Here is a 26,098-nt window from a genome sequence, read left to right on the forward strand (position 1 = left end):
TCGGACCGCCTTCCAGCGGACCCTCCGGGCTTCGTTCTTTCGTGTTTCCAGCTTATCAGATGTTTTCCGCTCCGTTTTCCGGAGTTTCATTCATCGGATTCACTTTCCGTTTTGCCGCCCCGGTCTCCCGCGGCGACTCCGGAACTGTACGGGCACCGGCACGTCACATGCAAATCGCCCCTGCCCGGGCTCCCGGGCAGGGGCGATCAGTGCCGATCAGGGCCGACCGAAGCCGGCCCGAGCCGGGTCAGCGAACCTCGGTGATCTCCGGGCCGCGCGCGAACGGGTCGAGCGCGGTACCGCCGAAGCGGTTCTCGCCCTCACCGGCGGCGGCGGCGGTCGCCCCGCCACCGTCGGCGACCATCTGGGCGTCCTCGGGAAGCTTCAGGACGATCGGGTCGCGGGGAGCCATCGGGGACTCGCCGCGCACGACGACCGTCTGCCGGAAGACCTGCTCCAGGATCCCGGCCATCTCCGGCTGCACGGCGGCCTGGCCCGAGATCACGCCGCGCAGGAACCAGCGCGGACCGTCGCAGCCGACGAACCGCACCAGCTGCACGCCCTGGGTGCCGTCCGGCAGCTGCACGGGGACCCGGGCGCGGAGGTGCCAGCCGAGCGGGCCCTCCTCCTCCTCGATGAGGCCGCCCTGCGAGGTGATGCCGTTGGCGATCTCCTCCCGGACCTCCCCCCAGATGCCCTCCGACTTCGGGGCCGCGAAGGCCTGGAGCTGGATGGCGCTGTTTCCGAGCACAAGGGTTGCTGCCACGATCGCGTCACCGGCGACCTCGACGCGCAGCTCCATGCCCTCGACGCCGGGGACCAGCAGACCCCCGAGGTCGACGCGCCCCTCCTCGGGGTTCTCCAGCTCGGAGTGGTCCCACGGACCGTCCGGCCGGGGGGCCGGCGGCAGGCCGACCCTGTCGGCCGGGTCCAGCTCGGTCACGTTCTCGCTCTCGGCGGAACCTTCGACGTCATCGGCCGTCTCGTCGGCGCTGATGGCGTCGTCGGCGAGCTGCTCGACAGCGTCCTCGCTCTTCTGGCGACGACGGAACACGGTCACTGCCCTTCCCGGTCCAAGACCGATGCGAATGCCTGCTCGGCTTCCTGCGAGGCCGCGGGCATGCTAGACCGCGGCATGGCCGCCGGTCGACCCGAACCCGCCCTCGGCGCGTGCCGACCCAGGCAGCTCCTCCACCTCGTGGAAACGGGCCTTCTCGACCTGCTGGATCACCAGCTGGGCGATTCGGTCCCCTCGGCGGAAGCTGACCCCCTCGCGCGGGTCCAGATTGACGACGATCACCTTGATCTCTCCACGGTACCCGGCATCGACCGTCCCCGGGGCGTTCACGAGGGCAACACCGCAACGAGCTGCCAGGCCCGACCGGGGGTGGACGAAGGCCGCGTAGCCGTCCGGCAGGGCGATGGCGATGCCGGTGGGCAGCATGACCCGCTCGCCGGGGGCCAGCTCCGCGTCGACGGTGGTGCGCAGGTCGGCACCGGCGTCCCCGGGCTGCGCGTAGGCGGGCAGCGGCAGCTCGGGGTCGATGCGCTTGATCAGGACGTCCAGCTGCGGGCGGGGGGTGTCGCTCAAGGGTTCACCTCAAAGGCTCGTGCGCGCTTCATCAGATCCGGGTCGTCGAGGACCTTCTCGATGTCCTCGGGACGACCGTGCGTGGTGAAGTGTTCCAGCTTTACCTGGATGAAGAGGGCCTGGGACCGGACGGCGACCGGCCCGTCCGGTCCGCCGATCCGCGCCTCGGCGGCGCTGTAGATCTTGCGGCCGTGCACGCCGGTGATCCAGGCGCGCAGGTGCAGCACCGAGTCGACGGGCACCGGGCTGAGGAAGTCGGTCTCCAGCCGGCCGGTCACGGCGGGGGCGTGCAGCAGCCAGTTGAGCGTGCCGAGGGTCTCGTCCATGGCGGTGGTCAGCAGCCCGCCGTGGGCCAGGCCGGGGCCGCCCTGGTGGGCGTCGCGGACGGCGAACTCGGCGGTGACGTCGAGTCCCTCGCCGGCGACCGCGTCGATCCGCAGGCCGCCGGGGTGCTGCGGGCCGCAGCCGAAGCAGTGCTCGTAGTGGGAGCCGAGCCGGGTGCCGGGGGCGGGCGCCTGGGGGTGGCGCTCCGGCAGGACGGCGTCCGGCGGCGGGGTGGTCGGGGACGGCGGTATGGCGGGCGCCGGCCGGTCGGTGGGGGTGCTGGGGGCTGTCGTACCGGTCACGGGGCCCCAGCCTACCCAGGGGTAGCGGGCCTCCGGTGGGGGTGGCGTCCCGGGCCGGACGTCAGGGCGACCACAATGGAGGCATGTACGACGAACGCCTCACGGTGCCGCGCTCCTGGTGGCTGCTCCCGATCGCGCTGGGTCTCACGTTCGCGCTGATCCTGATCCGGGTCAGCGGTCCGGCCGCGCTGATCGGACTGGTGGTCGGCATCGCCGCCGGCGCGGTCGCGATCAGCAGCTACGGCTCGGCCCGCATCCGCGTGGTCCAGGGCTCCCTGGTGGCCGGCCCGGCCCGGATCCCGGTGGACGCGCTCGGCGACGCGCAGGCGCTGAGCCCCGCCGAGGCGGCGGCCTGGCGCGGCCGGAAGGCCGATCCGCGCGCCTTCATGCTGCTGCGCAGCTACGTCCCGACGGCGCTGCGGGTCGAGGTGACCGATCCGACCGACCCGACGCCGTACCTCTACCTGTCGACCCGCTCGCCGATGAAGCTGGCGGAGGCGCTGGAGGACGCCCGGCGCGGCGCCCGCACCTGAGGCGGACCGGGCCGGGCCGCGAGGCGGTCGGGCCCGGACACGGGCCGGACGGAAGAGGCCGGACAAACGGAGAGGGACGGTTCCGCTGCTGCGGGACCGTCCCTACGACTTTGTCCTGACCGGTCGACCGGCCGACTCCGTCCTCCCGGGCCCGTCCAGACGGACGATGCCCGGACCTGCCGTCCGGCCCCGCTGCCCGGGGCCGGAAGGAGCGGTGTACCGGTCCCGCGGGCGCAGCCGCGGGCACCGGGTCCTGTCCGCCGCGGTGCTCAGGCGCCGCAGTCCCGGCAGATCGGGTTGCCGTTCTTCTCGCTGTAGAGCTGGCTGCGGTGGTGCACGAGGAAGCAGCTCATGCAGGTGAACTCGTCCGCCTGCTTCGGCAGGACACGGACGGCGAGCTCCTCGTTCGAGAGGTCGGCACCGGGGAGCTCCATGCCCTCGGCGGCGTCGAACTCGTCGACGTCGACAGAGCTGCCGCCCTTGTCGTTCCGCCGAGCCTTGAGCTCCTCGATGCTGTCTTCGTTGAGCTCGTCGTCGGTCTTGCGTGGGGTGTCGTAGTCGGTTGCCATTTTTCGCTCTCCCCCTCCGGGTTGTGCGGTGTGTGCGGTATCTCCAGCGCACGTAACGCATGGGGGGTCGGTCTTGTGCCCGACCCGAGGCGGAGATTTTGCCTTACTTCAAGCCCTGTTACTCAATCGACACTCAGCCCGGGCTCCATCGGGGTGATCCCCAGGGCTGTGGAAGGCCTCACGCTGGGCCATCACCAGCCTTCCGGGGACCCGGTAAACCGACCACGCACAGTGAGCACAATCGGTGTGGATGTCTGGGGAATCCCTTGTCCATCAGGGATGCCGACCGATTCCGCGGACCGACCGGTGACCGGAATCCGGTCACGGACGGCGATCGACACCCCTGATCAGGTGATCACTCTCCGGGGTTGCCCGGAATCGTGGAGCGACACGGTGTGAGCTTGGTCACGTTCAGAATCATCCAGGGCAAACCGCGGGAAATCCACCCACTCCGACCGCTCGGTCCAGCATCTCAGCCGGCGTTCTTCCGGGCCTCCCGGCGTGCCAGCAGGGCGGCCTGGCGCTCCTCGAACTTCCGGGCCTGGCCGTCCAGCCCGTCGAGGAAGACGCCCAGCTCGTTCTGCGCCAGCAGGCCCTCCGGGCCGAGCCCGCCGATCTCCATCACCTTGAGGTGGCGCAGCACCGGCTGGAGCACGTCGTCGTGGTGGATGCGCAGGTTGTACACCCCGCCGAGGGCGATCTGCGCGGCGGCGCGCTCGAAGCCGGGGATGCCGTGGCCGGGCATCCGGAAGTCGGTGACCACGTCGGCGACGGCCCGCATGGCCTGGTCCGGGGCGATCTCCAGGGCGGCCTTCAGCAGGTTCCGGTAGAAGACCATGTGCAGGTTCTCGTCGTTGGCGATCTTCGCCAGCAGCTGCTCGCACAGCGGGTCGCCGGCGTACCTGCCGGTGTTGCGGTGCGCGATGCGGGTGGCGAGCTCCTGGAAGGCCACGTACGCGACGGAGTGCAGCATGCTGTGCGCGTTGTCGGACTCGAAGCCCTCCGACATGTGGCTCATCCGGGCCCGCTCCAGCTCCACCGGGTCGACCGCGCGGGTGGCGAGCAGGTAGTCGCGAATGGCTATTCCGTGCCGGCCCTCCTCGGCCGTCCAGCGGTGCACCCAGGTGCCCCAGGCGCCCTCGCGGCCGAACATGGTCGCGATCTCGTGGTGGTAGCTGGGCAGGTTGTCCTCGGTCAGCAGGTTGACCACCAGCGACACCCGGCCGACCGGGGTCACCTTGGAGTGCTCCAGCGACCAGGCCTCGCCGCCCAGCACGCCGTCGAAGTCGCGGCCCTGGCTCCACGGGACGAACTCGTGCGGCATCCACTCCTTCGCCACGCCCAGGTGGCGGTTGAGCTCCTTCTCGACGACCTCTTCGAGGGCGAGGATCAGCCGCGCGTCGGTCCAGCCGCTCGCGACGAGCGGGGAGCTGCTCTGCACAGGGGCGATGGTCACGGTGGTGCTCCTGAGGGGACGGCACGCGCTGGGACGGGCGCGCTGGACGGGGACACGTCGTGGACCCGTCGGCGGGGCGCCGACGGACTCACCTACGGTTGCGTAGGTTACGACACCGTAAGTTGCTCGGGCCGGAAAAGACAAGCCGCCCCCGCCAGGCCTTATGTCGTCTTGACGGGCCTGGCGGGGGCGGCTGGAAACGGTCGCCCGCGGAAGGGGCGTTCGACCCTTACGGCGAGGGGATGCGGACCCTCATGGTGAGGCCGCCGCCGGCGCGCGGCGTGGCCTCGATGGTGCCGCCGTGGGCGCGCACCACCGAGCGGACGATGGACAGGCCGAGCCCGACCCCCTTGTCGCTGCGGGTGCGGTCGGCGCCCTTGACCCGGCGGAACGGCTCGAAGATGTGCTCCAGCTCGTACCCGGGCACCACCGGGCCGGTGTTGGAGACCACCAGCTCGCCGCCGCCGGGCACCGCGGTGGTGGCCAGCTCGACCCAGCCGCCCGGGGTGTTGTACCGGACGGCGTTCTGCAGCAGGTTGAGCGCGAGCCGCTCCAGCAGCACGCCGTTGCCGGCGGCCATCGCCGGATCGAGTTTCGAACGCAGCTCGACCTCGCGCTTGTCGGCCTCGCCCCGGGTCTGCTCCAGCGCCCGGGTGGCCACCTCGGACAGCTCCACCGGGCGCCGGTCGGTCAGCTCGTTCTCGCTGCGGGCGAGCAGCAGCAGGCCCTCGACGAGCTGCTCGCTGCGCTCGTTGGTGGCCAGCAGGGTCCTCCCCAGCTGCTGGAGGTCGGAGGAGGTCGCCGGGTCGGAGAGCTGGACCTCCAGCAGGGTGCGGTTGATCGCCAGCGGGGTGCGCAGCTCGTGCGAGGCGTTGGCGACGAAGCGGCGCTGGGAGTCGAAGGAGCGGTCCAGCCGGTCCAGCATGCCGTCGAAGGTGTCGGCGAGCTCCTTGAGCTCGTCGTCCGGGCCGTCCAGCTCGATCCGGCGGTGCAGGTCGGAGGAGGCCACGTCGCGGGCGGTGCGGGTGATCCGGCCGAGCGGGCGCAGGACCCGGCCGGCCATCGCGTAGCCCGCCGCGAAGGCGATCACGGCGAGGCAGAGCAGCATGGTCAGCGACTTGCGCAGCAGGGTGTTGAGCGCGGAGTCGGAGCGCGCCAGGAAGTCGGCGGCCTGCAACTGGTTGTAGCTCGTGCTGTTCATCGTGGAGTGGACGCCGTCCGGGCCGGTGACCTGGATGCTGCCGTCGAAGACCAGGTTGCGCGGCGCCAGGTACGAGACGGCGTCCTGGAAGAACACGTACATCAGCAGCAGCAGCACCACGCCGGCCATCAGGAACATCCCGCCGTAGAGCAGGGTGAGGCGCATCCGGATGGTGGGGCGGAAGGGGAACCAGGCGAGCATGCCGTCGCCGGGGACGTAGGGCCCGGGGCGGTGGACGCGCGGCGGGGTCAGGGGCTTCGGCGGGACGGCACGCGGGCCGCCGGCGGGCGCGCCGGAGGCCCCGCCGGCCGGGGGCGGGGTGGTCATGATGGTCCTCTCGGGGCGTCCGCCGGGGCGGGCGCTTACGGCGGGGAGTCTCGGGGTGGGCGGACTCCGGTCGTCAGATCCGGTAGCCGGAGCCCGGCACGGTGACGATCACCGGCGGGTCCCCGAGCTTGCGGCGCAGCGTCATCACGGTGACGCGCACGACGTTGGTGAACGGGTCGGTGTGCTCGTCCCAGGCCTTCTCCAGGAGCTGCTCGGCGGAGACGACGGCACCGCCGGCCCGCATCAGCACCTCCAGGACGGCGAACTCCTTGGGGGCGAGCTGGACGGTGCGCCCGTCGCGGATCACCTCGCGCCGGCCGGGGTCGACCGAGATGCCGGCCCGCTCCAGTACCGGGGGCAGCGGGATGGTCGCGCGGCGGCCCAGCGCCCTTACCCGGGCGACGAGTTCGCTGAAGGCGAACGGCTTCGGAAGGTAGTCGTCCGCGCCGATCTCCAGGCCCTCGACCCGGTCGCTGATGTCGCCGGAGGCGGTCAGCATGATCACCCGGGTGGCCAGGCCCTGCTCGACCACCTTGCGGCAGACGTCGTCCCCGTGGACCAGCGGAAGATCGCGGTCCAGGACGACGACGTCGTAGTCGTTGACCGCGATGCGCTGGAGCGCGGCCTCCCCGTCGTACACAACGTCGACGGCCATCGCCTCGCGGCGCAGACCGGTCGCGACGGCCTCTGCAAGCAGCTGCTCGTCCTCGACGACGAGAACCCGCACGGTCGTTGTCCCTTCTCCAGGCCGGCCCCGGAAGCGGACGCACGGCTCCGACGGTGCCTCCATCCTGCCTGGTCGGGCGGTAAAGCAGCGATAAGCTGCCCCTCGGGCACGGAACCCGGGTCCGCGGCGGTCACTGTTCGCATCCGCACCACTCCGCTTGGACTGTGACACGGGCAACTTTCTCGCGCCGAAAGGTTTCCCCGCCCTGGGGGCGGGGAGGACAGCTGCACACCCGCGATCTGGCTGACGGCCGATCGCACCCACCCGCCGTGCGTTCATCCGCGCCGGCCCTGGGGCTGGGACATCACCGGGAGCGGCCGAAGGGCCGTCTCCGCACCCGTCCGGACTGCCACCACCTTCCGGCCTGGGTGCTTTCACCGGCTGGACCTTCCCCGGGGCGGAGAGCGCACGACCGTGCACGTCCGACACAGTAAGGGGGCCCGTATGGACGCCTTCAAGGCCGGAATCCTGCAGCGCATAGCCAACGCCGAGCAGGACCTGCACCGCGCGATCGAGGCCGGGGACGAGTTCCTCGCCGAGGTGGAGCAGTCCGAGCTGGACGACCTCCGCCGACTCGCCGCCGAGCACGGCGTGGACACGGTGCTGGAGCGCCACCGCACCGCTGCCTGACCCGTCCGGCACACCGACCCGTCGCCGGACCTCCGGCACCAGCGGCCCTACGGGGGCCGTGCGAAACCCAGGCCCTGGCATCCCCCGTATGTCAGGGCTCTTCGCATGTCCGGGAGCCTTCGCACCCGGGCCCGTCGCACGTCCGGGCCGTCCCGCCGCCGGGGTTCCGGCGGCGGGACGGCGGAACCGGTCAGTCCGCCCAGGCGCGCAGCGCGGCCAGCCGCTCCTGGAGCGGCTGGTACACGCCCGGAGCAGCGGCCACGGTCAGCTCGCCGTCCGGCCCGTGCCCGGGCCGGCCGCCGACCAGGGCGCCGGCCTCGGTGGCGATCAGGCAGCCGGCCGCCCGGTCCCAGGGGGCCAGGCCGCGCTCGTAGTAGCCGTCCAGCCGCCCGGCGGCGACGTCGCACAGGTCCACCGCGGCCGCCCCGCCCCGGCGGATGTCCCGCACCTCCGGCATCAGCGCCAGCAGCACCTCGGCCTGCCGGACCCGCACCGGCTGGACGTAGTTGAAGCCGGTGGCGATCAGCGCCTGGCCCCAGGGCGGGGCCGGGCGGGCCGAGAGCGGGCGGCCGTCGAGGCGGGCGCCGCGGCCCAGGACGGCGTGGAACAGCTCGCCGCGGGCCGGCGCGTACACCACGCCGACGACCGCCCGGCCGTCCACCTCGGCGGCCACGCTGACCGCCCAGGAGGGCAGCCCGTAAAGGTAGTTGACCGTTCCGTCGAGCGGGTCCACGACCCAGCGGACCCCGCTGGTGCCCGACCGCTCGGCGCCCTCCTCGCCCAGGTAGCCGTCCTCGGGGCGGCGGTCGGTGATCAGCTCCAGGACGAGCTTCTCGGAGGCGAGGTCCATCTCGGTGACCACGTCGACCGGACTGCTCTTGGTACCGGCCACGCCGAGGTCGGCCGGGCGGCCGTCGCGCAGCAGGGCGCCGGCCTGCCGGGCCGCGTCCAGGGCGACCTCCAGCAGGTCGTCGAGGAGGCCGTCGTCGGGCAGGGCGGGGGTGGGCACGGGGGTTCTCCTCCGGGGCGACGGGACGAGCGGGACGGGCAGGACTGGCGGGACGGGTGGAGCGGGTGGAGCGGGCGGTCAGCGCTCGGCGACGGCCGGACGCGGGGCCCGCGGATTGGCGCAGCAGGCCACCGCGCACACGTCGTGGCTGGGGCCGAGGGCGCCCAGGGCGCAGCGGGTCACCGGCTCGCCGCGCTCGGTGGCGGCGCGCTCCAGGACGAGCTCGCGCACGGCGGCGGTGAACCGGGGGTCGGCGCCGACGGTGGCGGCGCGGGAGACCGGCAGGCCGATCTCCGCGGCCTTGGCGACGGCCTCGGTGTCGAGGTCGTACTTGACCTCCATGTGGTCGGAGACGAAGCCGATCGGGACCATGACCACGGCGGGCGCGCCGTCGGCGTGCTGGGCCTCCAGGTGGTCGCAGATGTCGGGTTCCAGCCACGGGATGTGCGGGGCCCCGCTGCGGCTCTGGTACACCAGCTCCCACGGCCGGTCGGCCACACCGGTGCGCTCGGCCAGCGCGGCGGCGATCAGCCGGGCCACGTCCAGGTGCTGGGCGACGTACGCGCCGCCGGGCTCACCGCGGGCCGGGTCGTCCGGGGCGCCGGAGGACTCGGCCATGGAGTGCGGGATGGAGTGGGTGGTGAACGCCAGCCGGGCGCCGGCGCGGACGGCCTCGGGCAGCTCGTCCAGGGCGGCCAGGGCGGCGTCGACCATCGGCTCGACGAAGCCCGGGTGGTTGTAGAAGTGCCGCAGCTTGTCGACCCGCAGGGCGGGCCCGCCCTCCTCGGCGAGCGCGGCCAGCGCGTCGGCCAGGTTCTCCCGGTACTGGCGGCAGCCCGAGTAGCCGGCGTACGCGCTGGTGGCGAGCACGGCGATCCGGCGGTGCCCGTCGGCGGCCAGCTCCCGCAGGGTGTCGACCAGGTAGGGCGCCCAGTTCCGGTTGCCCCAGTAGACCGGGAGGTCCAGCCCGTGCTCGGCGAAGTCCTCGCGCAGCGCGGCGAGCAGCTCGCGGTTCTGCCCGTTGATCGGGCTGACCCCGCCGAACATGAAGTAGTGCTTGCCCACCTCCTTCAGCCGCTCCTTGGGGATGCCGCGGCCGCGGGTGACGTTCTCCAGGAACGGGACGACGTCCTCGGGGCCCTCGGGCCCGCCGAAGGACAGCAGCAGCAGGGCGTCATACGGCTGCGGCGCTGCCGGGGCGGCGCCGGACGGGGAGGGTTTGCGCGCGTCGGACATGGAACCGATCCTGCCACTGAGGGACCGGGCACCGTCGCCGGGGCCGCGCGAGTGCCCGGAAAATACCGTTTGCCAACGTACGTAAGCTGTGTTTGCCAGCCTTGTTCCTTACTCCCCCGCCCGGAGCTCCCGTGCTGTCCAGCTACCGCCAGATATTCGCCTCCCCCGGCACTCTGGCCTTCTCCACCACCGGCTTCGTCTCCCGACTGCCGATCTCCATGACCGGGATCGGCATCGTGACCATGCTGTCCCAGCTCCGGGGCTCCTACGGGGTCGCCGGCCTGGTCTCGGCCTGCCTCGCGGTCTCCGCCGCGATCCTCGGCCCGCAGGTCTCCCGGCTGGTGGACCGGCACGGCCAGCGCAGGATCATCGTCCCCGCCATGGCGCTCACCATCGTCGCCGTCACCGGCCTGCTGCTCTGCGCCCGGCTGGAGGCCCCGGACTGGACGCTGTTCGTCTTCGCCGCCGGCATGGGCGTGATGCCGAGCACCGGCGCGATGGTCCGCGCCCGCTGGGCCCACCTCTACCGCGAGGACACCGGCAAGCTGCACACCGCCTACTCCTTCGAGGCCGTGGTCGACGAGGTCTGCTTCATCGTCGGCCCGATCCTCTCCATCGGCCTGGCCACCTCCGTCTTCCCCGAGGCCGGCGTGCTGCTCGCCGGGATCTTCCTCGCCGTCGGCGTCCTGCTGTTCGCCGGGCAGCGCTCCACCGAGCCGCCGGTCCATCCGGCCGCCCGGCAGGAGGGCGGCTCGGTCATCCTCAACCGCGGCCTCCAGACGCTGATCCTGACCTTCGTCGCCACCGGCGCGATCTTCGGCTCGGTCGAGGTGGTCACCGTCGCCTACGCCGAGGCCCAAGGCCACAAGTCGATCTCCAGCGTGATCCTCGCCCTGTGGGCGCTCGGGTCCTGCCTGGCCGGGGTCGTCTTCGGCACCCTCAAGCTCACCGGCTCGATGGCGGTCCGCTTCCTCGTCGGCGTCCTGTTCATGGCCGTCAGCATGGTGCCGCTGCTGCTGGTCGCCCACGCGGTGCACGGCATCGGCGGGCTGGTCGTGGTCGGAGCCGCGCTGCTGGTCGCCGGCATCGCCATCTCCCCCACCCTGATCACCGCGATGGCCCTGGTCGAGCGGCTCGTCCCGGCCGCCCAGCTGACCGAGGGCATGACCTGGACCACCACCGGCCTGGCCCTCGGCGTCGCGGCCGGCTCCTCGGCCGGCGGCTGGGTGATCGACGCCTCCGGCGCCGCCGCGGGCTACTGGGTGCCGCTGGCCGCCGGCCTGCTCGGAGTGGTCGCCGCCCTCGCCGGCCTCGGCCGGCTGCGCGCCGGCCTGACCGCCGAAGCCGGCGCCGGGACGGCCGCCGAAGGGGCCGGACGGACCGTAGACGCCGAACGGTGAACTGACTAGCCTCGCCCTACCCACGGGGCTACCCATGGGTAGGGCGGCTGCGCCGCCCCGGACCGCGCCGAACCCGTTCGGCCACGGAGCAGGAGGCAGCGCAATGCCCCAGGCCAGTACCGCGACCCCCACCCGGTGGACCAACTGGGCCGGCAACCAGAGCACCCGGCCCGCCCGGGCCGCCGCCCCCGGCACCGTGGAGGAGCTGGCCAGGGAGATCCGGCGGGCCGCCGAACAGGGCCGCACCGTCAAGGCCGTCGGATCCGGCCACTCCTTCACCTCGATCGCCTCCGCCGACGACGGCGTCCAGATCCGCCCGCACGCGCTCACCGCCGTCCGCGAGATCGACCGCGAGGCCGGCACCATCACCGTCGAATCCGGCCTCCCGCTGCACCGGCTCAACCGCGTCCTCGCCGCCGAGGGCCTCTCGCTGACCAACATGGGCGACATCGAGGTCCAGACCGTGGCCGGCGCCACCAGCACCGGCACCCACGGCACCGGCCGCGACTCCGGCTCATTGGCCGCCCAGATCCGCGCGCTGGAGATCGTCCTCGCCGACGGCACCGTCCGGCACTGCTCCCCCACCGAGAACCCCCGGCTCTTCCAGGGCGCCCGGCTCGGCCTCGGCGCCCTCGGCGTGATCACCGCGCTCACCTTCGGCGTCGAACCGGCCTTCCTGCTCACCGCGCACGAGCAGCCGATGGGCTTCGACGAGGTGCTGGAGCGCCTGGACGACCTCACCGCCGTCAACGAGCACTTCGAGTTCTACTGGTTCCCGCACACCGACCGCTGCTCCACCAAGCGCAACAACCGCAGCCAGGGCCCGGCCGCCCCGCTGCCCCGGTTCAAGGAGTGGCTGGAGGACGACTTCCTCTCCAACACCGTCTGGGAGGGGGCCTGCCGGGTCGGCCGGCGCTTCCCCGGCTCGATCCCCTCGATCGCCTCGCTGGCCAGCCGGGCCTGGTCCGAGCGCAGCTTCACCGACACCGCGTACAAGGTGTTCACCAGCCCGCGCAAGGTCCGCTTCGTGGAGATGGAGTACGCGGTGCCGCGCGCGGCCGTCGGCGAGGTGCTGCGCGAGCTGAAGTCCCTGGTCGAGCGCTCCGACTGGAAGGTCGGCTTCCCCGTCGAGGTGCGCTTCGCCCCCGCCGACGACCTCTGGCTCTCCACCGCCTCCGGCCGGGACAGCGCCTACATCGCCGTCCACCTCTACCGGGGCACCGCCGACCAGGGCTACTTCACCGGCGTGGAACAGCTGATGACCGCCCATCAGGGACGGCCCCACTGGGGCAAGCTGCACACCCGCGACGCCGCGTACCTGGCCGACGTCTACCCGCACTTCGGCGACTTCACCGCACTGCGCGACGAGGTCGACCCGCGGCGGCTGTTCGGCAACGACTACCTGCGCCGGGTGCTGGGCGACTAGGGCGTCGCCGCGTTGTTGCCCTCGGCCGGCGGCGGGACCACCGGCGCCTTCGCCGGTTCGTTCGCCGGGGCGCTGTTCGGCGCCGTCGGCTGCGGGGTCGCTCCGCCGGTGGGCTTCCCGCCGCCCGCCGACGGGGAGGCGCCGGCCGACGGGGTCGCGCTCGGGCCGGCCGAGGGCGAGCCCGTTCCCGCGCCGGTGCTCGGCGTGTCGACCGGCTCCCGGCTCGGCCGGGTGGTCGACGGGGCGGAGGCGCCGCCGGAGGGCGCGTTGTCCTGCCCCTGCTTCCCGTTCCCGCCCGGGGACGGCCGCTCCGGCGGGGCGTCCTGTTGCCGGGAGGACTTGGGCGCCACCGAGCCGCCGAAGGACGTGCCGTTGCCGGACTCGCCCTTGACCGTCGCCGACACCGGCTGCCCGGTGGCCAGTTCGAACACCACGATCGGCGTCATCGCCAGCACGAAGACCAACCCGGACACCGCCGCGTACGTCTTCCAGCCCCACCGGCGACGCGCCCGGACCACCTGCGGCTCGTTCCACTCCGAGGTGATCACCGGCGGCTGCACCCGCGTCTGCGGCAGCTCGGACTCGACCGGCACCTGGCGCAGGGTGTTGGCGGCCTGGTTCGGCCCCCGGTCCACCGCCTCGCGCAGCTGCTCGCCGGTCCGCTTGAAGATGTGCTGGAACACCGCGCCGCCGGTGGTGGCCCCGATGCTCACCACCGCGGCGCCCAGGATCGTGCCGTACACCCCCAGTTCGGAGGCCAGCAGCGCACCCACCACCGTGGCCAGCGCACTCGCCGCGACCTGAGCCACACTCAGATCGATGCGCCTGCGCTCCTCCTTGGCCTTGCCGCCCTCCTCGGCGGGGCTCCGCTCCGGCATCAACATCCCTCGGTCCCTACGGCTGTTCTTCGTACAAGGCTCTCCATCTTGCCCAAAGAAGGACACAAGGGACGAAAATGCGGTTCTCGGCGCCCGGATTGTGTGAAGATGATCACCGTCCGTCCGGCGGTGGTCCGCCATCGGGGGAGCACGCTCTTGAGATTCCCGTGAATCGCGGGAGACTTGAGCGGCGAGCCGCCCCTGTGGATGCCACGAATGGAGTACTGTTCGTAAAGCCCGAGCCTTGGGTCGACTTGTCGACTGCGCCCCCACCGGCAGCTTGACAAGGAGACACGGACCGGGCACGCACGGCGACGCCCGTCCCGGAACGTCGCGTTCACTGCGCGTGCGAGGACGGCCGGGACACCCAGGCGCGACGTCAACCGATGGCGTGGCAAAAAGGCAACCGTGCCACAGCGGCGTGCGCGGGCGTAAGCCCGACACGCCGGGGAACTCAGCAAGGTTGTGGCCAGTCGCGAGTGGGCAGGCCACACTCAGTACGGGAGCAGCGACGCAGGTGACGTCGGCAGGCACCACCCGGGAGGTAACCGTGCCCGAACTGCGGGTTGTGGCCGTCAGCAACGACGGCACACGGCTGGTGCTCAAGGCTGCCGACAGCACGGAGTACACCCTTCCCATCGACGAACGGCTGCGCGCCGCCATCCGTGGCGACCGGCCGCGCCTCGGCCAGATCGAGATCGAGGTCGAGAGCCACCTCCGCCCCCGGGACATCCAGGCGCGGATACGAGCCGGTGCCTCCGCGGAGGAGGTCGCCCAGGCCGCCGGGATCTCCGTCGACCGCGTCCGCCGCTTCGAGGGCCCGGTGCTCGCCGAGCGCGCCTTCATGGCCGAGCGCGCCCGCAAGACCGCCATCCGCCGCAACGGCGAGTCCCCCGGCCCGCAGCTCGGCGAGGCCGTCGCCGAGCGGCTCGCGCTGCGCGGCGCCGAGAAGGAGACCGAGCGCTGGGACTCCTGGCGGCGCGACGACGGCACCTGGGAGGTCATCCTCTCCTACCGGGCCGACGGCGAGGGCCGCAGTGCCTCCTGGACGTACGACCCGCCCCGGCGCCTGGTCCAGCCCAACGACGACGAGGCCCGCGCGCTGATCGGCGAGAACGTCGAGCGCGAGGAGGAGTCGGTCTTCCCGTTCATCCCGCGGATCGCCCGGCTCCCCCAGGACCGGCCGCCCCGCCCGATGATCGACCGGCCCTCGGCCGACCGCATCATGTCGTCCCGCGAGGTCCGCGAGTCGCGGGAGGCCACCGCCGACGCCCGGGACTCGCTGACCAGCCTGCTCGACGTGGTCCCCGCCTTCCGCGGCGACCTCGCCGTCGGCGCCCCCGCCCCGATCGAGCCGGTGCCCGCCGAGGTCGCCGAGGAGACCGAGGAGTCGGCCGCTGCGGCCGCCGCCCCGGCGGTCGGCGCGGGCTCGGCCTACGCCGACATCCTGATGCCGCGCGCCGTCGCCCCGCACCGCGAGCGCCTGGTCGGCACCACCGACCGGCAGGCCGAGGCGGACGGCGTCCGGCCCGGTCGCCGGGCCACCGTGCCCAGCTGGGACGAGATCGTCTTCGGCAGCCGGCGCAAGAAGCAGGAGTAGCGACGTCGAAGGGGCGGGAGGCTCGGCCTCCCGCCCCTTCGGCATGCCCGGGGAGATCAGCCCGGCTGGTCGGTGACCGCCACCGGCCGCGCCCCGTCGCTCGACCACTCGCTCCACGAGCCCGGGTACAGCGCGGCCGGCAGGCCCGCCACCTCCAGCGCCAGGACCTGGTGCGCCGCCGTCACGCCCGAGCCGCAGTACACCGCCGTCTCCCGCTCCCCCGCGCCCAGCCCACGGAACCGGGCGGCCAGCTCGGCGGACGGCCGGAACCGGCCGTCCGGGCCCACGTTGTCGGCCGTCGGCGCCGAGACCGCGCCCGGGATGTGCCCGGCCCGCGGGTCCACCGGCTCGGTCTCGCCCCGGTAGCGCTCCCCGGACCGGGCGTCCAGCAGCAGGCTGCGGCGGGCCCAGGCCGCGGCGCCGTCCCCGTCCACCGTCGGCAGCTGCCCCGGCACCGGCTTGAAGTCGCCCTCGCCGGGCTCCGGCAGCTCGGCCGTCACCGGCAGCCCGGCCACCTGCCAGGCCGCGAAGCCGCCGTCCAGCACCCGGACGTCCCGGTGCCCGGCCCAGCGCAGCAGCCACCAGGCCCGGGCCGCCGCCATCGAGGCCGCGCCGTCGTACACCACGACCGGGCGCCCCGCGCTCACCCCGAAGCGGCGCATCGCCGCGCCGAACTCCTCCGGGTCCGGCAGCGGGTGGCGCCCGCCCCGGCCGGGGGCGCCGGGCGGGGCCGCCAGGTCCCGGTCCAGCTCCACGAAGTGGGCGCCGGGCAGGTGGCCGGCCCGGTACTCCTCGGCCGCGGTCGGGCCGCCCGGCGCGGCACCGACCAGCTGGTAGCGCACGTCCAGCAGCACCGGCGGCAGCGCGGAGGCCAGCGCCTCCCGCAGCCCGGCCGCGGAGATCAGCGGGGAACCGTCGTTGTAGGTGGTGGTCATGGCGGCCATTGTCGCGCAGCGCCGCCCCGGCGGTGGGTGATCGGGATTCCCGCCGCCCCCGGACCCGACGGAATCCGACGCGAATCCGGCGGGAATCCGCGGGACACGCCCGACCCGTCGCTCTTTGTGGGGTCTTTGCCGGACTTTCCGCGCGGCCCGAGGGTTGGGCGCCCGCCAGGGTGGAAGCATCACCCTCGCGCGCGAGGATTTCCGTGCGCCAACCACCCACGAGGAGGCCCGCATTGCCCGCGGTGGAACTCCGACTGGCCCAGGGCACGCCCTGCTGGGTCAGCCTGCTGACCGACGACCTGCCCGGCGCCCGCGCCTTCTACGGCGCCCTGCTCGGCTGGACGTACACGCCCGGGCCCGGCCAGCTCGGCGACTACGTCCGGGCCGAGCTCGACGGGGCACCGGTGGCCGGCCTCGGCGTCTCCACCGCCACCGGCTTCCCGGTGCAGTGGACCACCTACTTCGCCGTGGACGACGCCGACCGCACCGCCCAACTGGTCCGCGAGTGCGGCGGAACCGTCGCCGTCGGGCCGCTCCAGGCCGAGCGCGCCGGGCGGATGGCCATCGCCGCCGACGTCTCCGGCGCGGTCTTCGGCCTCTGGCAGGGCGAGGAGCACCTCGGCCGGGAGGCCGGCCGCGAACCGGGCGCCCCGGCCTGGGCCGAACTGCTCACCCCCGACGCGGAGGGCGCCGCCGGCTTCTACTCCACCGTCCTCGACCGCCCGGTCCGCTCCGGCCCGGAGGAGACCGCGCTGCTGGTGGACGGTCGGCCGGTCGCCGGCATCCGGCACCGCGCCGAGCTGCGCGGCCACCCGCCGCGCTGGCGCACCCACTTCGTGGTCCGCGACGCCGAGCTGACCGCCCGGCACACCCTCGGACTCGGCGGCCGGGTCCTGGTCGAACCGCACGACACCGCCCGCGGCCGCGCCGCCCGGCTGGCCGACCCGCAGGGCGGGCACTTCTCCGTCCTGGAGGTGCTTCCCTAGGGCCCCGGCTCTCAGGCCTGCTGCTCCTCGAAGGGCAGCACGTCCGGGGAGAGCACCGAGGCGTGCGCCGTCGCGGCGGTCAGCCGGCGGCGGTGGTGGCGGCGGCACAGCACCTCGTAGCCGACCTCGTCCCGGTCCACCGAGATGTCGCCGATCACCACCTGGGCGCCCTCGACCACCATCACCCCGCCGACCGTCCGGGCGTTGTGGGTGGCCCGCGCACCGCACCAGCAGAGCGCCTCGACCTGGAGCACCTCCACCCGGTCGGCCAGCTCGATCAGCCGCTGCGAGCCCGGGAACAGCCGGGTGCGGAAGTCCGTGGTGATCCCGAAGGTGTAGACGTCGATGTCCAGTTCGTCCACCACCCGGGCCAGCTGGTCGACCTGCTCGGCGGCGAAGAACTGGGCCTCGTCGCAGATCAGGTAGTCCACCCGGCCGCCGGCCGACAGCCGGTGCACCACGTGCGCGTGGAAGTCGAAGTCGTCCGTCACCTCGACCGCGTCGGCGCGCAGGCCCAGCCGGCTGGAGATCGTCGCCGCGCCCGCCCGGTCGTTGCGGGTGAGGATCACGCCCTGCCGGCCGCGCGCGGTGTGGTTGTGGTCCATCTGCAGCGCCAGCGTCGACTTGCCGCAGTCCATCGTGCCCGAGAAGAACACCAGTTCAGCCATGGGTGGAGCAAGGGCCTTTCACATCAAGGGAATTCGGGCGCAGAAGAGTCGATCGAGCGGCTCAGCCGCGGACTTCGAGCAGCGGCACGAACTGCTCGACCGGGGTCATCGAACCGTGCAGACCGATCATCGCGGACTCGCCGGGCTCGTTGCGGGAGGCGGTGATCGCGATGTCGTCGCGCGCCGCGGCGACCACGTCGCCGATCCGCGCGTACACCCGCTCGTCCACGGCCGGGCCGAACCAGCCCGCCGCGATCGCCTGGTCCCGGGTGGCCACCCACATCCGGTCGCCCAGCACCTCGCTCCAGACCGCGTGCACGTCGGCCGCGGCCCCCGGCACCGCGTACACGTGCCGGGCCCGGCCCTCGCCGCCGAGCAGGGCGACGCCGGCGCCCAGCTCCCAGTCCTCGTCGAAGTCGATCCGGTCCTCCGGGGCGATGTCGATCATGCCGTGGTCGGCCGTCACGTACATCGCCGAACGCGGCGGCAGCTGCGCGGCCAGCCGGCGGGCCAGCCGGTCCACCGCGTCCAGCGTCATCCGCCACTCGTCCGAGTCCACGCCGAAGCGGTGGCCCGCCCCGTCCAGCTCGCTGACGTACGTGTACACCAGCGCCCGGTCGTGCTCGGCCAGCCAGGAGGCCGCCAGGTCCATCCGCTCCTCGCCCGTGGTGCGGCCGAGGAAGGTGCCGCCGGACAGCGCCACCCTGGTCAGCGGGGTCTGGGCGAACAGCGGGGAGGAGACCTGCGCGGTCGCCACCCCGGCCTGGTGGGTGCGCTCGAAGACCGTCGGGTACGGCTGCCAGGCGTGCGGCTCGGTCGGCGGCTGCCAGCGCAGCTGGTTCATCAGGTAGCCGGCGCCCGGCACCGCCACCGTGTACCCGGCCAGGCCGTGCAGGCCCGGCGGCGTACCGGTGCCGACCGAGGCCAGCGAGGTCGCCGTGGTGGACGGGAAGCCCGCGGTCAGCGGACGGCCGCTGCCCCCCATCGAGCTCCCGGCCAGCGAGGACAGGAACGGCGCGTACTCGGGGTGGCGCAGCAGCAGCTCCCAGCCCAGGCCGTCCACCAGGAACACCACCACCCGGTCCGCCGGGGCGATCGGGAGCGTCGCGGTGAACCCGGGGACGCCCAGCCCCGCCGCCACCGAGGGCAGCAGGTCGCACAGCGAACCACTGCCATACGGGGGCGCGGGGGCCGTGGCCGGGTCAAGGATCTCGAAGGCGTCGTAGCCGTCGGCAGGAACGAAGGACATGGAACCGGATTCGTAGCGGTGCGGTCGGTCGGAAGCGGCGGAACTCAGACCCGCGGGCCGGTGCTGATCGTCGCGTCGGACAGCGCCCGGGCGAACACCAGCGCCTGGGACACCGTCTCCGGGCCGTCGCCGGCCTCGCTCACCCGCAGGGAGAGGTCGTCGGCCGTGGCCGAGCCGGTGTAGCCGTGGTCGGCCTCGCAGTTCGGGTCCGAACAGCCGGCCGGCTCCAGGTCCAGGCGCTGCACCGCGCCCCAGCCGATCGTCAGCACCACCTCGCGCGGCAGGGTGCCCGGGGTGTACGTCTCCGGGTTCGCCACCATCCGGCTCACCACCACCGAACCGATCCGGTCCAGCCGGACGCTCTCCGTCGAGGTCGTCGCGAACGGCACCGCCGGGCTGCCCTCGGCCCCGGACTGCTCGTCCGTGTGGCTCACCACGAACCGGGTCGGGGTGAGGACCAGCACCGTGACGTGCCGGCGCACCTCGTTGGCGTCGAAGGTCGTCTCCTGGTGCACCAGGTAGGAGCTGATCGGCTCCGGGCCCACCGCGGACTCGACCGCCTCGGACACCAGGGCCGGGTAGTAGCCGCTGCGCTCGATAGCCGAGCGCAGGTCCTGAGTGGTGGTGGTACCGGTCTTCGCCATATCTCCATCCTGGCATGGTCCGCCGACGAAGCGGGCGGCACGGCGCCGAGCTTCGGACAACAGCGCCCGGGCAGGGCGCAACCAAGGAAGGTTACAGCGTGCTCATCGCGCGCGGGCCCAGATCGCTGCGGACCGGCAGCGGCGCCACCCGCACCCGCGCCCCCAGGATCGCCAGTCCGTGCGGGGCCACGACCACCGGTTCGAGATCCACCGAGGCGATCTCCGGCACGTCGTCCACCAGCTGCGACACCCGCAGCAGCAGTTCCTCCAGCGCGTCGGTGTCCACCGACTCGGCGCCGCGCCAGCCGAACAGCAGCGGCGCCGCCCGCACCTCCCGGATCAGCCCGGCGACGTCCTGGTCGGTGGCCGGAACCAGTCGGTGCGCGGTGTCGCCCAGCAGTTCGGCCGGGGCGCCGGCCAGGCCGAAGGAGAGGATCGCGCCGACCGCCGGGTCCACCGTGGCGGCGATCACGGTGTCCACCCCGCGCGGCGCCATCCGCTGGACCACCAGCTCGGCCTGCGCGGCGCCGCCGAGCAGCGCGTCCAGCTCGCGGTGGGCGCGGCGCAGGCCCGCCTCGTCGGTCAGGTCCAGCCGGACGCTGCCCAGGTCGGGGCGGTGGCGCAGGTGCGGGGCGGTCGCCTTGAGGGCCACCGGGTAGCCGAGCGCCGAGGCGGCCGCGACGGCGGCCTCCTCGTCCGGGGCCGGCCGCACCGGCGAGACGTCGATCCCGTAGCGGGCCAGCAGCTCCTGCGCCTCGGCCTCGGACAGGGTGATCCGGGCGCCGCCGGGCTGGGTGCGTGCGGCGACGGCGGCCCGGGTGCTCAGCGCCGCCTCCACCAGCCGGCGGGCGCCGGGCTCGTCGATCCGGTCCAGCTCGGGGACGCGCGCCGTCTCCTCCGCCGCGGCCGTGCGGCGGCGCCACTGCGCGTAGTGCACGGCGTGGGCGAGGGCGTGCACGGCCCGCTCGGGCGCCGCGTACGCGGGGATGCCGCCGGGGCGCAGCCGGACCGGCAGGTCGGTCAGCGCCAGGTGGGTGAGCAGCAGCGGCTTGCCCAGCTCCCGGGCGCGGCCACCGGCTTCGAGCAGCGCGGCGGCGATCTCCGGGTCGTCCGAGCCCATCGCGGGGTCGTCCTCGCCGGTCAGCCGGCCGCCCATGAAGGCGTGGGCGGAGGTGCCGATCGGCGGGATGGCGACGGCGATCACCGCGTCCACGGCCGGGTCGGCGAGTGCGACGTCCAGGGCGATCCGGAAGTTCTCGCCGGTCGCGGCGGTGGTGAGGTCGACGGGCGTGCACGGGCGCAGGCCGGCGCTCAGCAGGGCGTCGTAGGTGAGCAGGCCGAGCGAGTCGGAGTTGCCGACCACCGCGACCCGGTTCCCCGGCGGCAGCGGCTGCTGGGCCAGCAGCTCGCCGGTGTCGTACAGCTCGGTGATGGTCGACACCCGGATGACGCCCGCCTGCTCGAACAGCGCGTCCACGGTGGCGTCGCGCAGGCCGGTGGCGGTGGCGGGGACGGCGTGGCCGGGCGGCAGGCTGCCGGTGTGCCGGGCGCCCTTGACCACCACGACCGGCTTGACGGCGGCCAGCCGGCGGGCGATCCGGGTGAACTTGCGCGGGTTGCCGAAGGACTCCAGGTACAGCAGCACCACCTGGGTGGCCTCGTCCTCGGCCCAGTACTGGAGGAAGTCGTTGCCGGAGACGTCGGAACGGTTGCCGACCGAGGCGAAGGAGGAGACGCCGAGGCCGCGCTTGTGGGAGGCCTCCAGCAGGGCCACGCCGATCGCGCCGGACTGGCAGAAGATCCCGAAGCCGCCGCGGCCGGGCAGGCGCGGGGCGAGCGAGGCGTTCAGCGGGCGCTCGGGGTCGGTGTTGATCAGGCCGAAGGCGTTCGGGCCGATCACCCGCATGCCGGCCGCGCGGGCCTGGCGGACCAGCGCGCGCTGCCGGTCCCGGCCCTCCGGACCGGTCTCCGCGTAGCCGGCGGTGACCACCACCAGGCCCTGCACCCCGTGGGCGCCGCACTCGGCGACGGCGGCCGGGACGGCGCCCTCGGGGACGGCGATCACCGCGAGGTCCACCGGCCCGGGAATGTCCAGAATCGAACGGTGGACCGGGACGCCGTCCAGCTCGGTGCCGGGCGCGGCGTTGCGGTTCACCGCGTACACCGGGCGGTCGGCCGGGGCCTCGTCCCCCAGCAGGTCGCGCAGGATGGCCCGGCCGACGGTCTGCGGGGTGCGGGAGACCCCGATCACCGCCACCGAGCGCGGGGTGAGCAGGCGCTGCACCGACCGTGCCTCGGCGCGGTGCTCGCGGGCGCGCATCACGGCGAGCGAGCGGTCGGTCTGCTCCAGGTCGAACTCCAGGTGCACCACGCCGTCGGCGAAGCTGCGGTGCTGGGTGTAGCCGGCGTCGGTGAAGACCTTCACCATCTTCCGGTTCTCCGGCAGCACTTCGGCCTGGAAGCGGCGGATGCCGCGCTCCTGCGCGACCGCCGCGATGTGCTCCAGCAGGGCGGAGGCCACGCCGCGGCCCTGGTGGGCGTCCTGCACCAGGAAGGCCACCTCGGCGTCGGTGCCGGTCTCGGAGGGGCGGCCCTCGGCGTCGATCCGGTCGTACCGGACGGTGGCGATGAAGCGGTCCCGGACCACCACCGCGAGGCCCACCCGGTTCACGAAGTCGTGGTGGGTGAAGCGGCGGACGTCCTTGTCGGAGAGCCGCGGATAGGGGGCGAAGAACCGGAAGTACTTGGACTGGTCCGACACCTGCCCGTAGAACTCCACGAGCCGTCCGGCGTCGTCGGGGGTGATCGGCCGGATCCGGGCCGTACCTCCGTCACGCAGCAGGATGTCCGCTTCCCAGTGCTGCGGATAGTCGGGTTGCGCGGGGTTCGCCACCGCGGGGTCTTCCACATTCGTCAGGTTATCCGGCGGCGAGCCGAATGGCGCCGGGCGCGTGCTCACGGCAGGGTGGACAGGGCCGTCGACCGGGGTTTATGCCCCGAAAAGAAACAATCACAAGTCCTGAACGCTGCGGTTCCCAGGGGCCGCCTGCGTGCAACACTGGTCTAGACAACATGGCCGTTTCCCCCCGCTCACCGAGCACGGCCGTGACCAGCTTCACCGGAAAGGCACGTCTCATGGCTGAGCGCCGCGTCACCATCGGTTGGGCCGAGGGCCTGCACGCCCGTCCCGCCTCCGTCTTCGTCCGGGCCGTCACGGCCACCGGCGTGCCGATCACCATCGCCAAGCCGGGCGGCAACCCGGTCAACGCCGCCTCCATGCTCGGCCTCCTCGGCCTGGGCGCCCAGGGCGGCGACGAGGTCATCCTCGCCTCCGACGCCGAGAACGCCGACGACGCGCTCGACCGCCTCGCCAAGCTCGTCTCCGAGGGCCTCGACGAGCTCCCCGCCGCGGCCTGAGCCTCGCAGCACGCACCCGATCGGGGTGCCGCCGGATTCCGGCGGCACCCCGATCGGCTTTCCGGCCGCCGTGCTCCGGCCGGCCTGGTCAGCCCTTGACGCAGACGACCTGCTTGAGGTGCGCGACCACCTCGACGAGGTCCTTCTGCTGCTCGATGACCTTCTCGATGTTCTTGTAGGCGCCCGGGATCTCGTCCACCACGCCGCCGTCCTTGCGGCACTCCACGCCCTTGGTCTGCTCGACCAGGTCCTGGGTGGTGAACCGCTTCTTCGCGGCGTTGCGGCTCATCTTGCGGCCGGCGCCGTGCGAGGCCGAGTTGAACGACGACGCGTTGCCCAGGCCGCGGACGATGTAGGAACCCGTCCCCATCGAGCCGGGGATGATCCCGAGGTCGCCGGAGCCGGCCCGGATCGCGCCCTTGCGGGTCACCAGCAGGTCGACGCCGTCGTACCGCTCCTCCGACACGTAGTTGTGGTGGCAGCTGATGACCTCGTCGAAGGTCACCCCGGCCTTGGTGAACTCCCGACGGACGACGTCCTGGAAGAGCGCCATCATCAGCGCGCGGTTGAGCTTCGCGTACTCCTGGGCCCAGAACAGGTCCTGCCGGTAGGCACCCATCTCCGGGGTCTTCGCGAGGAAGACCGCGAGGTCCTGGTCGATCAGGCCCTGGTTGTGCGGCAGCGAGCGGGCGACGCCCATGTGGTGCTCGGCCAGCTCCTTGCCGATGTTGCGCGATCCGGAGTGCAGCATCAGCCAGACCGCGTCAGTCGTATCAACGCACAGTTCTATGAAGTGATTTCCTCCGCCGAGCGTCGCCATCTGCTGCATCGCCCGCCCGCGCCGCCACTTGACGTCCTCCGCGATGCCGTCGAAGCGCTGCCAGAAGTCGTCCCAGCCCGCCGTGCGGAAGCCGTGCAGCTTGGACGGGTCCACCGGGTCGGTGTGCAGGCCGCGGCCGACCGGGATGGCCCGCTCGATCTCGCGGCGCAGGCCGGAGAGGTCGTCCGGGAGGTCCTCGGCCGTGAGCGAGGTCTTCACCGCGCTCATCCCGCAGCCGATGTCGACGCCGACGGCCGCCGGGCAGACCGCGTCCTTCATCGCGATGACGGAGCCGACCGTCGCGCCCTTGCCCAGGTGGACGTCGGGCATCACGGCGAGGCCGTGCAGCCAGGGCAGCGAGCTGATGTTGCGCAGCTGCTGGAGGGCCTGGCCCTCGACGGTGGCCGGGTCGGTCCACATCCGGATCGGGACGCGGACGCCGGGTACCTCGGTGTACGACATGGGTGAACGACCTCCAGGGGTCGGGTGGTTCGGGGAAGGTGGTGCCGCGCGAGGAATCCCGGCACGGCTCGGGGAAGTTCAGGGGGGTGGGGCTCAGGCGCCCGGGGCGACGGTGCAGGGGGAATACGGCCTCGGGGAGCGTCGTATGGCTTGCTCGACCCGCATGGTGACCGCCTCCCTTCCTTCGTCGCAGTTCGCACGTGCTGTGAGTCGGGGAACATCTATCCACGGAACGGGCGCGGCCCGCAACGGATTTAAAAACGCGTCCGGCCCGGTGGAGCGGGTGCTCCACCGGGCCGGAGGGTGTTCCGGGAGGGGCCGTCAGCTGACGACGGTGACCTCGCCGATGCCGAGCGCCCGCACGTCGTCGGCGATCACGGCGGCGTCGCCGACCAGGACGGTGACCAGGCGGTCCGGCGGGAAGGCCGCGACGACCGCCTCGGTGGCGGCGGCGGTGGGCAGTTCGGCGAGCTGCCGGTAGACCTCGGCCTGGTAGTCGTCCGGCAGGTACTGCTCGACCTGGTCGGCCAGGGTGCCGGCGACCGAGCCCGCGGTCTCGTACTTCAGCGGGGCGACGCCGACCAGGAACTGCACGGCCTCGTCGCGCTCGGCGTCGGTGAGGCCCTCGGCGGCGAGGGTGCGCAGGATGACCCAGGTGTCGGCCAGCGCGGGGGCGGTGGAGGCGGTGTCCACCGAGCCGCTGATGGCGAGCATGGCGCGCCCGCTGCCGTCCGCGGCCGAGCGCAGCGGCTGGGCGAAGGCGCGCACGCCGTAGGTGTAGCCCTTCTCCTCGCGCAGGACGCGGTCCAGGCGGGAGGTGAGGGTGCCGCCGAGGCAGTAGGTGCCGAGGGTCTGGGCGGCCCAGACCGGGTCGTGGCGGTCGGGTCCGATCCGGCCGATGAGCAGCTGGGTCTGGACGGAGCCGGGGCGGTCCACGATGACGACGCGGCCGTGGTCGTCGCCGGTGACCGGGGCGTGGACGGACGGCTCGGCGGCCGTTCCGGTCCAGGTGCCGAGGGTGCTCTCCAGCAGCGCGGGCAGGTCGACGCCGGTGAGGTCGCCGACCACCACGACGGTGCTGGTCGCGGGGCGCACGTGGCCGTCGTAGAAGGCCTTGACGGCGGCGCGGTCGATCGACTTGACGGTGTCGGCGGTGCCGGCGCGGGGCCGGGAGAGCCGGTCGGCGGCGTCGAAGAGCTCGGCGTACAGGGCCTTGGCGGCGCGCCGGGCGGGGTTGGCCTGCTCGTGGACGATCTCGTCCAGGCGGTTGGCGACCAGCCGCTCGATCTCCGCCTCGGGCAGGGCCGGGGCGCGCAGGGCGTCGGCGAGCAGGGACAGGCCGCGCTGGAGCCGGGAGGCGGGGACCTCCAGGGAGATCCGGATGCACGGGTGGTCGGCGTGCATGTCGAGGGTGGCGCCGGCGCGCTCCAGCTCGGCGGCGTACTCCTCGGCGCTGAGGGTGTCGGTGCCCTCGCTGAAGGCGCGGGCGAGGATGCCGGCGACGCCGTCGAGGCCCTCGGGCTCGGCGGCGAGCGGTACGTCGAGCAGGACCTCGACGGCGACCAGCTGCTGGCCGGGCCGGTGGCAGTGCAGGACGGTGATGCCGTTGCCGAGGGCGGCCCGCTCGGGGGCGGGGAAGTCCCAGGGGCTGGGCGTGCCCGGCCGGGGCTGCGGGTGGAAGGTCATGGCGGGGACGTAG

Annotated in this window: 23 protein-coding genes and 1 pseudogene; 7 read left to right on the forward strand and 17 right to left on the reverse strand. The window is 73.3% G+C overall.

Going from position 1 to position 26,098, the window contains the following annotated elements; genetic code table 11:
• Positions 1-247: 247 nt before the first annotated feature.
• The 3 genes and pseudogenes from ACFY4B_RS31715 to ACFY4B_RS31725 form a co-directional block, all read right to left on the reverse strand.
• Positions 248-1,054: a DUF3710 domain-containing protein gene (locus tag ACFY4B_RS31715; protein ID WP_387973805.1), complete on the reverse strand. Its 807-nt coding sequence runs from the start codon at positions 1,052-1,054 to the stop codon at positions 248-250.
• Positions 1,055-1,056: 2 nt separating this feature from the next.
• Positions 1,057-1,591, reverse strand: a pseudogene (dut, locus tag ACFY4B_RS31720) (dUTP diphosphatase).
• Entirely contained in the window at positions 1,588-2,166 is a 579-nt protein-coding gene (locus ACFY4B_RS31725; RefSeq protein ID WP_049657100.1) for a PaaI family thioesterase, read from the reverse strand. Before ACFY4B_RS31725 ends, dut begins: the two are co-directional and overlap by 4 nt.
• A gap of 134 nt (positions 2,167-2,300) precedes the next feature.
• Between ACFY4B_RS31725 and ACFY4B_RS31730 the strand changes: the two genes are divergently transcribed.
• A complete protein-coding gene (locus tag ACFY4B_RS31730) occupies positions 2,301-2,750 on the forward strand; it encodes a DUF3093 domain-containing protein (protein ID WP_049657093.1) in 450 nt (149 codons plus the stop codon).
• A gap of 269 nt (positions 2,751-3,019) precedes the next feature.
• Here ACFY4B_RS31730 and ACFY4B_RS31735 read toward each other — a convergent pair whose 3' ends face one another.
• The 4 genes from ACFY4B_RS31735 to ACFY4B_RS31750 all read right to left on the reverse strand — a co-directional run bounded on the left by ACFY4B_RS31735 (position 3,020) and on the right by ACFY4B_RS31750 (position 7,030).
• Positions 3,020-3,319 (reverse strand): DUF4193 domain-containing protein, encoded by a 300-nt coding sequence (locus ACFY4B_RS31735; protein WP_030285479.1) that lies wholly within the window; start codon positions 3,317-3,319, stop codon positions 3,020-3,022.
• Positions 3,320-3,791: 472 nt separating this feature from the next.
• A complete protein-coding gene (locus ACFY4B_RS31740) occupies positions 3,792-4,775 on the reverse strand; it encodes an acyl-ACP desaturase (protein ID WP_074005648.1) in 984 nt (327 codons plus the stop codon).
• A gap of 229 nt (positions 4,776-5,004) precedes the next feature.
• Positions 5,005-6,303 (reverse strand): cell wall metabolism sensor histidine kinase WalK, encoded by a 1,299-nt coding sequence (locus tag ACFY4B_RS31745; RefSeq protein ID WP_074005649.1) that lies wholly within the window; start codon positions 6,301-6,303, stop codon positions 5,005-5,007.
• Between the two features lie 73 nt (positions 6,304-6,376).
• Complete coding sequence (locus tag ACFY4B_RS31750; RefSeq protein ID WP_049657097.1) at positions 6,377-7,030, reverse strand: response regulator transcription factor; 654 nt, start codon at positions 7,028-7,030, stop codon at positions 6,377-6,379.
• A gap of 444 nt (positions 7,031-7,474) precedes the next feature.
• Here ACFY4B_RS31750 and ACFY4B_RS31755 point away from each other — a divergent pair, with 444 nt between their 5' ends.
• Entirely contained in the window at positions 7,475-7,660 is a 186-nt protein-coding gene (locus tag ACFY4B_RS31755) for a hypothetical protein (RefSeq protein ID WP_030057688.1), read from the forward strand.
• A gap of 190 nt (positions 7,661-7,850) precedes the next feature.
• On the opposite strand, the gene ACFY4B_RS31760 is transcribed toward ACFY4B_RS31755, so the two are convergent.
• Together ACFY4B_RS31760 and ACFY4B_RS31765 are read right to left on the reverse strand one after the other, a co-directional pair.
• Entirely contained in the window at positions 7,851-8,669 is an 819-nt protein-coding gene (locus tag ACFY4B_RS31760; protein WP_387973808.1) for an inositol monophosphatase family protein, read from the reverse strand.
• A 78-nt stretch (positions 8,670-8,747) separates the two neighbouring features.
• On the reverse strand, positions 8,748-9,905 hold the full coding sequence (locus ACFY4B_RS31765) for a ferrochelatase (RefSeq protein ID WP_387973811.1): 1,158 nt from the start codon (positions 9,903-9,905) through the stop codon (positions 8,748-8,750).
• A gap of 131 nt (positions 9,906-10,036) precedes the next feature.
• Between ACFY4B_RS31765 and ACFY4B_RS31770 the strand changes: the two genes are divergently transcribed.
• A complete protein-coding gene (locus ACFY4B_RS31770; RefSeq protein ID WP_074005651.1) occupies positions 10,037-11,305 on the forward strand; it encodes an MFS transporter in 1,269 nt (422 codons plus the stop codon).
• 103 nt (positions 11,306-11,408) lie between these two features.
• Positions 11,409-12,731: a D-arabinono-1,4-lactone oxidase gene (locus ACFY4B_RS31775; protein WP_387973814.1), complete on the forward strand. Its 1,323-nt coding sequence runs from the start codon at positions 11,409-11,411 to the stop codon at positions 12,729-12,731.
• On the opposite strand, the gene ACFY4B_RS31780 is transcribed toward ACFY4B_RS31775, so the two are convergent.
• Positions 12,728-13,609, reverse strand: coding sequence for a hypothetical protein (locus ACFY4B_RS31780; RefSeq protein ID WP_387973817.1), 882 nt, complete (start codon positions 13,607-13,609; stop codon positions 12,728-12,730). The two genes, ACFY4B_RS31775 and ACFY4B_RS31780, sit on opposite strands and share 4 nt — an antisense overlap.
• A 517-nt stretch (positions 13,610-14,126) precedes the next feature.
• On the opposite strand from ACFY4B_RS31780, the gene sepH reads away from it, so the two are divergent.
• Positions 14,127-15,209 carry a septation protein SepH gene (gene sepH, locus ACFY4B_RS31785; RefSeq protein WP_074005654.1) on the forward strand — a complete coding sequence of 361 codons (1,083 nt, stop codon included), beginning with the start codon at positions 14,127-14,129 and terminating at the stop codon, positions 15,207-15,209.
• Positions 15,210-15,265: 56 nt separating this feature from the next.
• Here sepH and ACFY4B_RS31790 read toward each other — a convergent pair whose 3' ends face one another.
• Positions 15,266-16,144, reverse strand: coding sequence for a sulfurtransferase (locus ACFY4B_RS31790; protein ID WP_387973820.1), 879 nt, complete (start codon positions 16,142-16,144; stop codon positions 15,266-15,268).
• Positions 16,145-16,395: 251 nt separating this feature from the next.
• Here ACFY4B_RS31790 and ACFY4B_RS31795 point away from each other — a divergent pair, with 251 nt between their 5' ends.
• Positions 16,396-17,139, forward strand: coding sequence for a VOC family protein (locus tag ACFY4B_RS31795; protein WP_310593192.1), 744 nt, complete (start codon positions 16,396-16,398; stop codon positions 17,137-17,139).
• 11 nt (positions 17,140-17,150) lie between these two features.
• Here the strand turns inward: ACFY4B_RS31795 and ACFY4B_RS31800 are convergent, their stop codons facing one another.
• The 4 genes from ACFY4B_RS31800 to ACFY4B_RS31815 form a co-directional block, all read right to left on the reverse strand.
• Positions 17,151-17,807: a thymidine kinase gene (locus tag ACFY4B_RS31800; RefSeq protein WP_074005657.1), complete on the reverse strand. Its 657-nt coding sequence runs from the start codon at positions 17,805-17,807 to the stop codon at positions 17,151-17,153.
• 61 nt (positions 17,808-17,868) lie between these two features.
• Complete coding sequence (locus ACFY4B_RS31805; RefSeq protein ID WP_049653320.1) at positions 17,869-19,056, reverse strand: alkaline phosphatase family protein; 1,188 nt, start codon at positions 19,054-19,056, stop codon at positions 17,869-17,871.
• Positions 19,057-19,100: 44 nt separating this feature from the next.
• Positions 19,101-19,700, reverse strand: coding sequence for a DUF5998 family protein (locus ACFY4B_RS31810; protein WP_049653318.1), 600 nt, complete (start codon positions 19,698-19,700; stop codon positions 19,101-19,103).
• A 91-nt stretch (positions 19,701-19,791) separates the two neighbouring features.
• On the reverse strand, positions 19,792-22,608 hold the full coding sequence (locus tag ACFY4B_RS31815; RefSeq protein ID WP_387973823.1) for a GNAT family N-acetyltransferase: 2,817 nt from the start codon (positions 22,606-22,608) through the stop codon (positions 19,792-19,794).
• A gap of 227 nt (positions 22,609-22,835) precedes the next feature.
• On the opposite strand from ACFY4B_RS31815, the gene ACFY4B_RS31820 reads away from it, so the two are divergent.
• Positions 22,836-23,117 carry an HPr family phosphocarrier protein gene (locus ACFY4B_RS31820; RefSeq protein WP_049653316.1) on the forward strand — a complete coding sequence of 94 codons (282 nt, stop codon included), beginning with the start codon at positions 22,836-22,838 and terminating at the stop codon, positions 23,115-23,117.
• A gap of 88 nt (positions 23,118-23,205) precedes the next feature.
• On the opposite strand, the gene ACFY4B_RS31825 is transcribed toward ACFY4B_RS31820, so the two are convergent.
• Together ACFY4B_RS31825 and ACFY4B_RS31830 are read right to left on the reverse strand one after the other, a co-directional pair.
• Entirely contained in the window at positions 23,206-24,399 is a 1,194-nt protein-coding gene (locus ACFY4B_RS31825; RefSeq protein WP_117489766.1) for an RtcB family protein, read from the reverse strand.
• Positions 24,400-24,720: 321 nt separating this feature from the next.
• The gene (locus ACFY4B_RS31830; protein WP_387973939.1) at positions 24,721-26,085 is read right to left on the reverse strand and encodes a M16 family metallopeptidase; all 1,365 of its coding nucleotides are present in this window, start codon (positions 26,083-26,085) and stop codon (positions 24,721-24,723) included.
• Between the last annotated feature and the right edge of the window lie 13 nt (positions 26,086-26,098).

It is taken from the genome of Kitasatospora sp. NPDC001261 (assembly GCF_042896795.1).
Taxonomy (GTDB): Bacteria; Actinomycetota; Actinomycetes; order Streptomycetales; family Streptomycetaceae; genus Kitasatospora.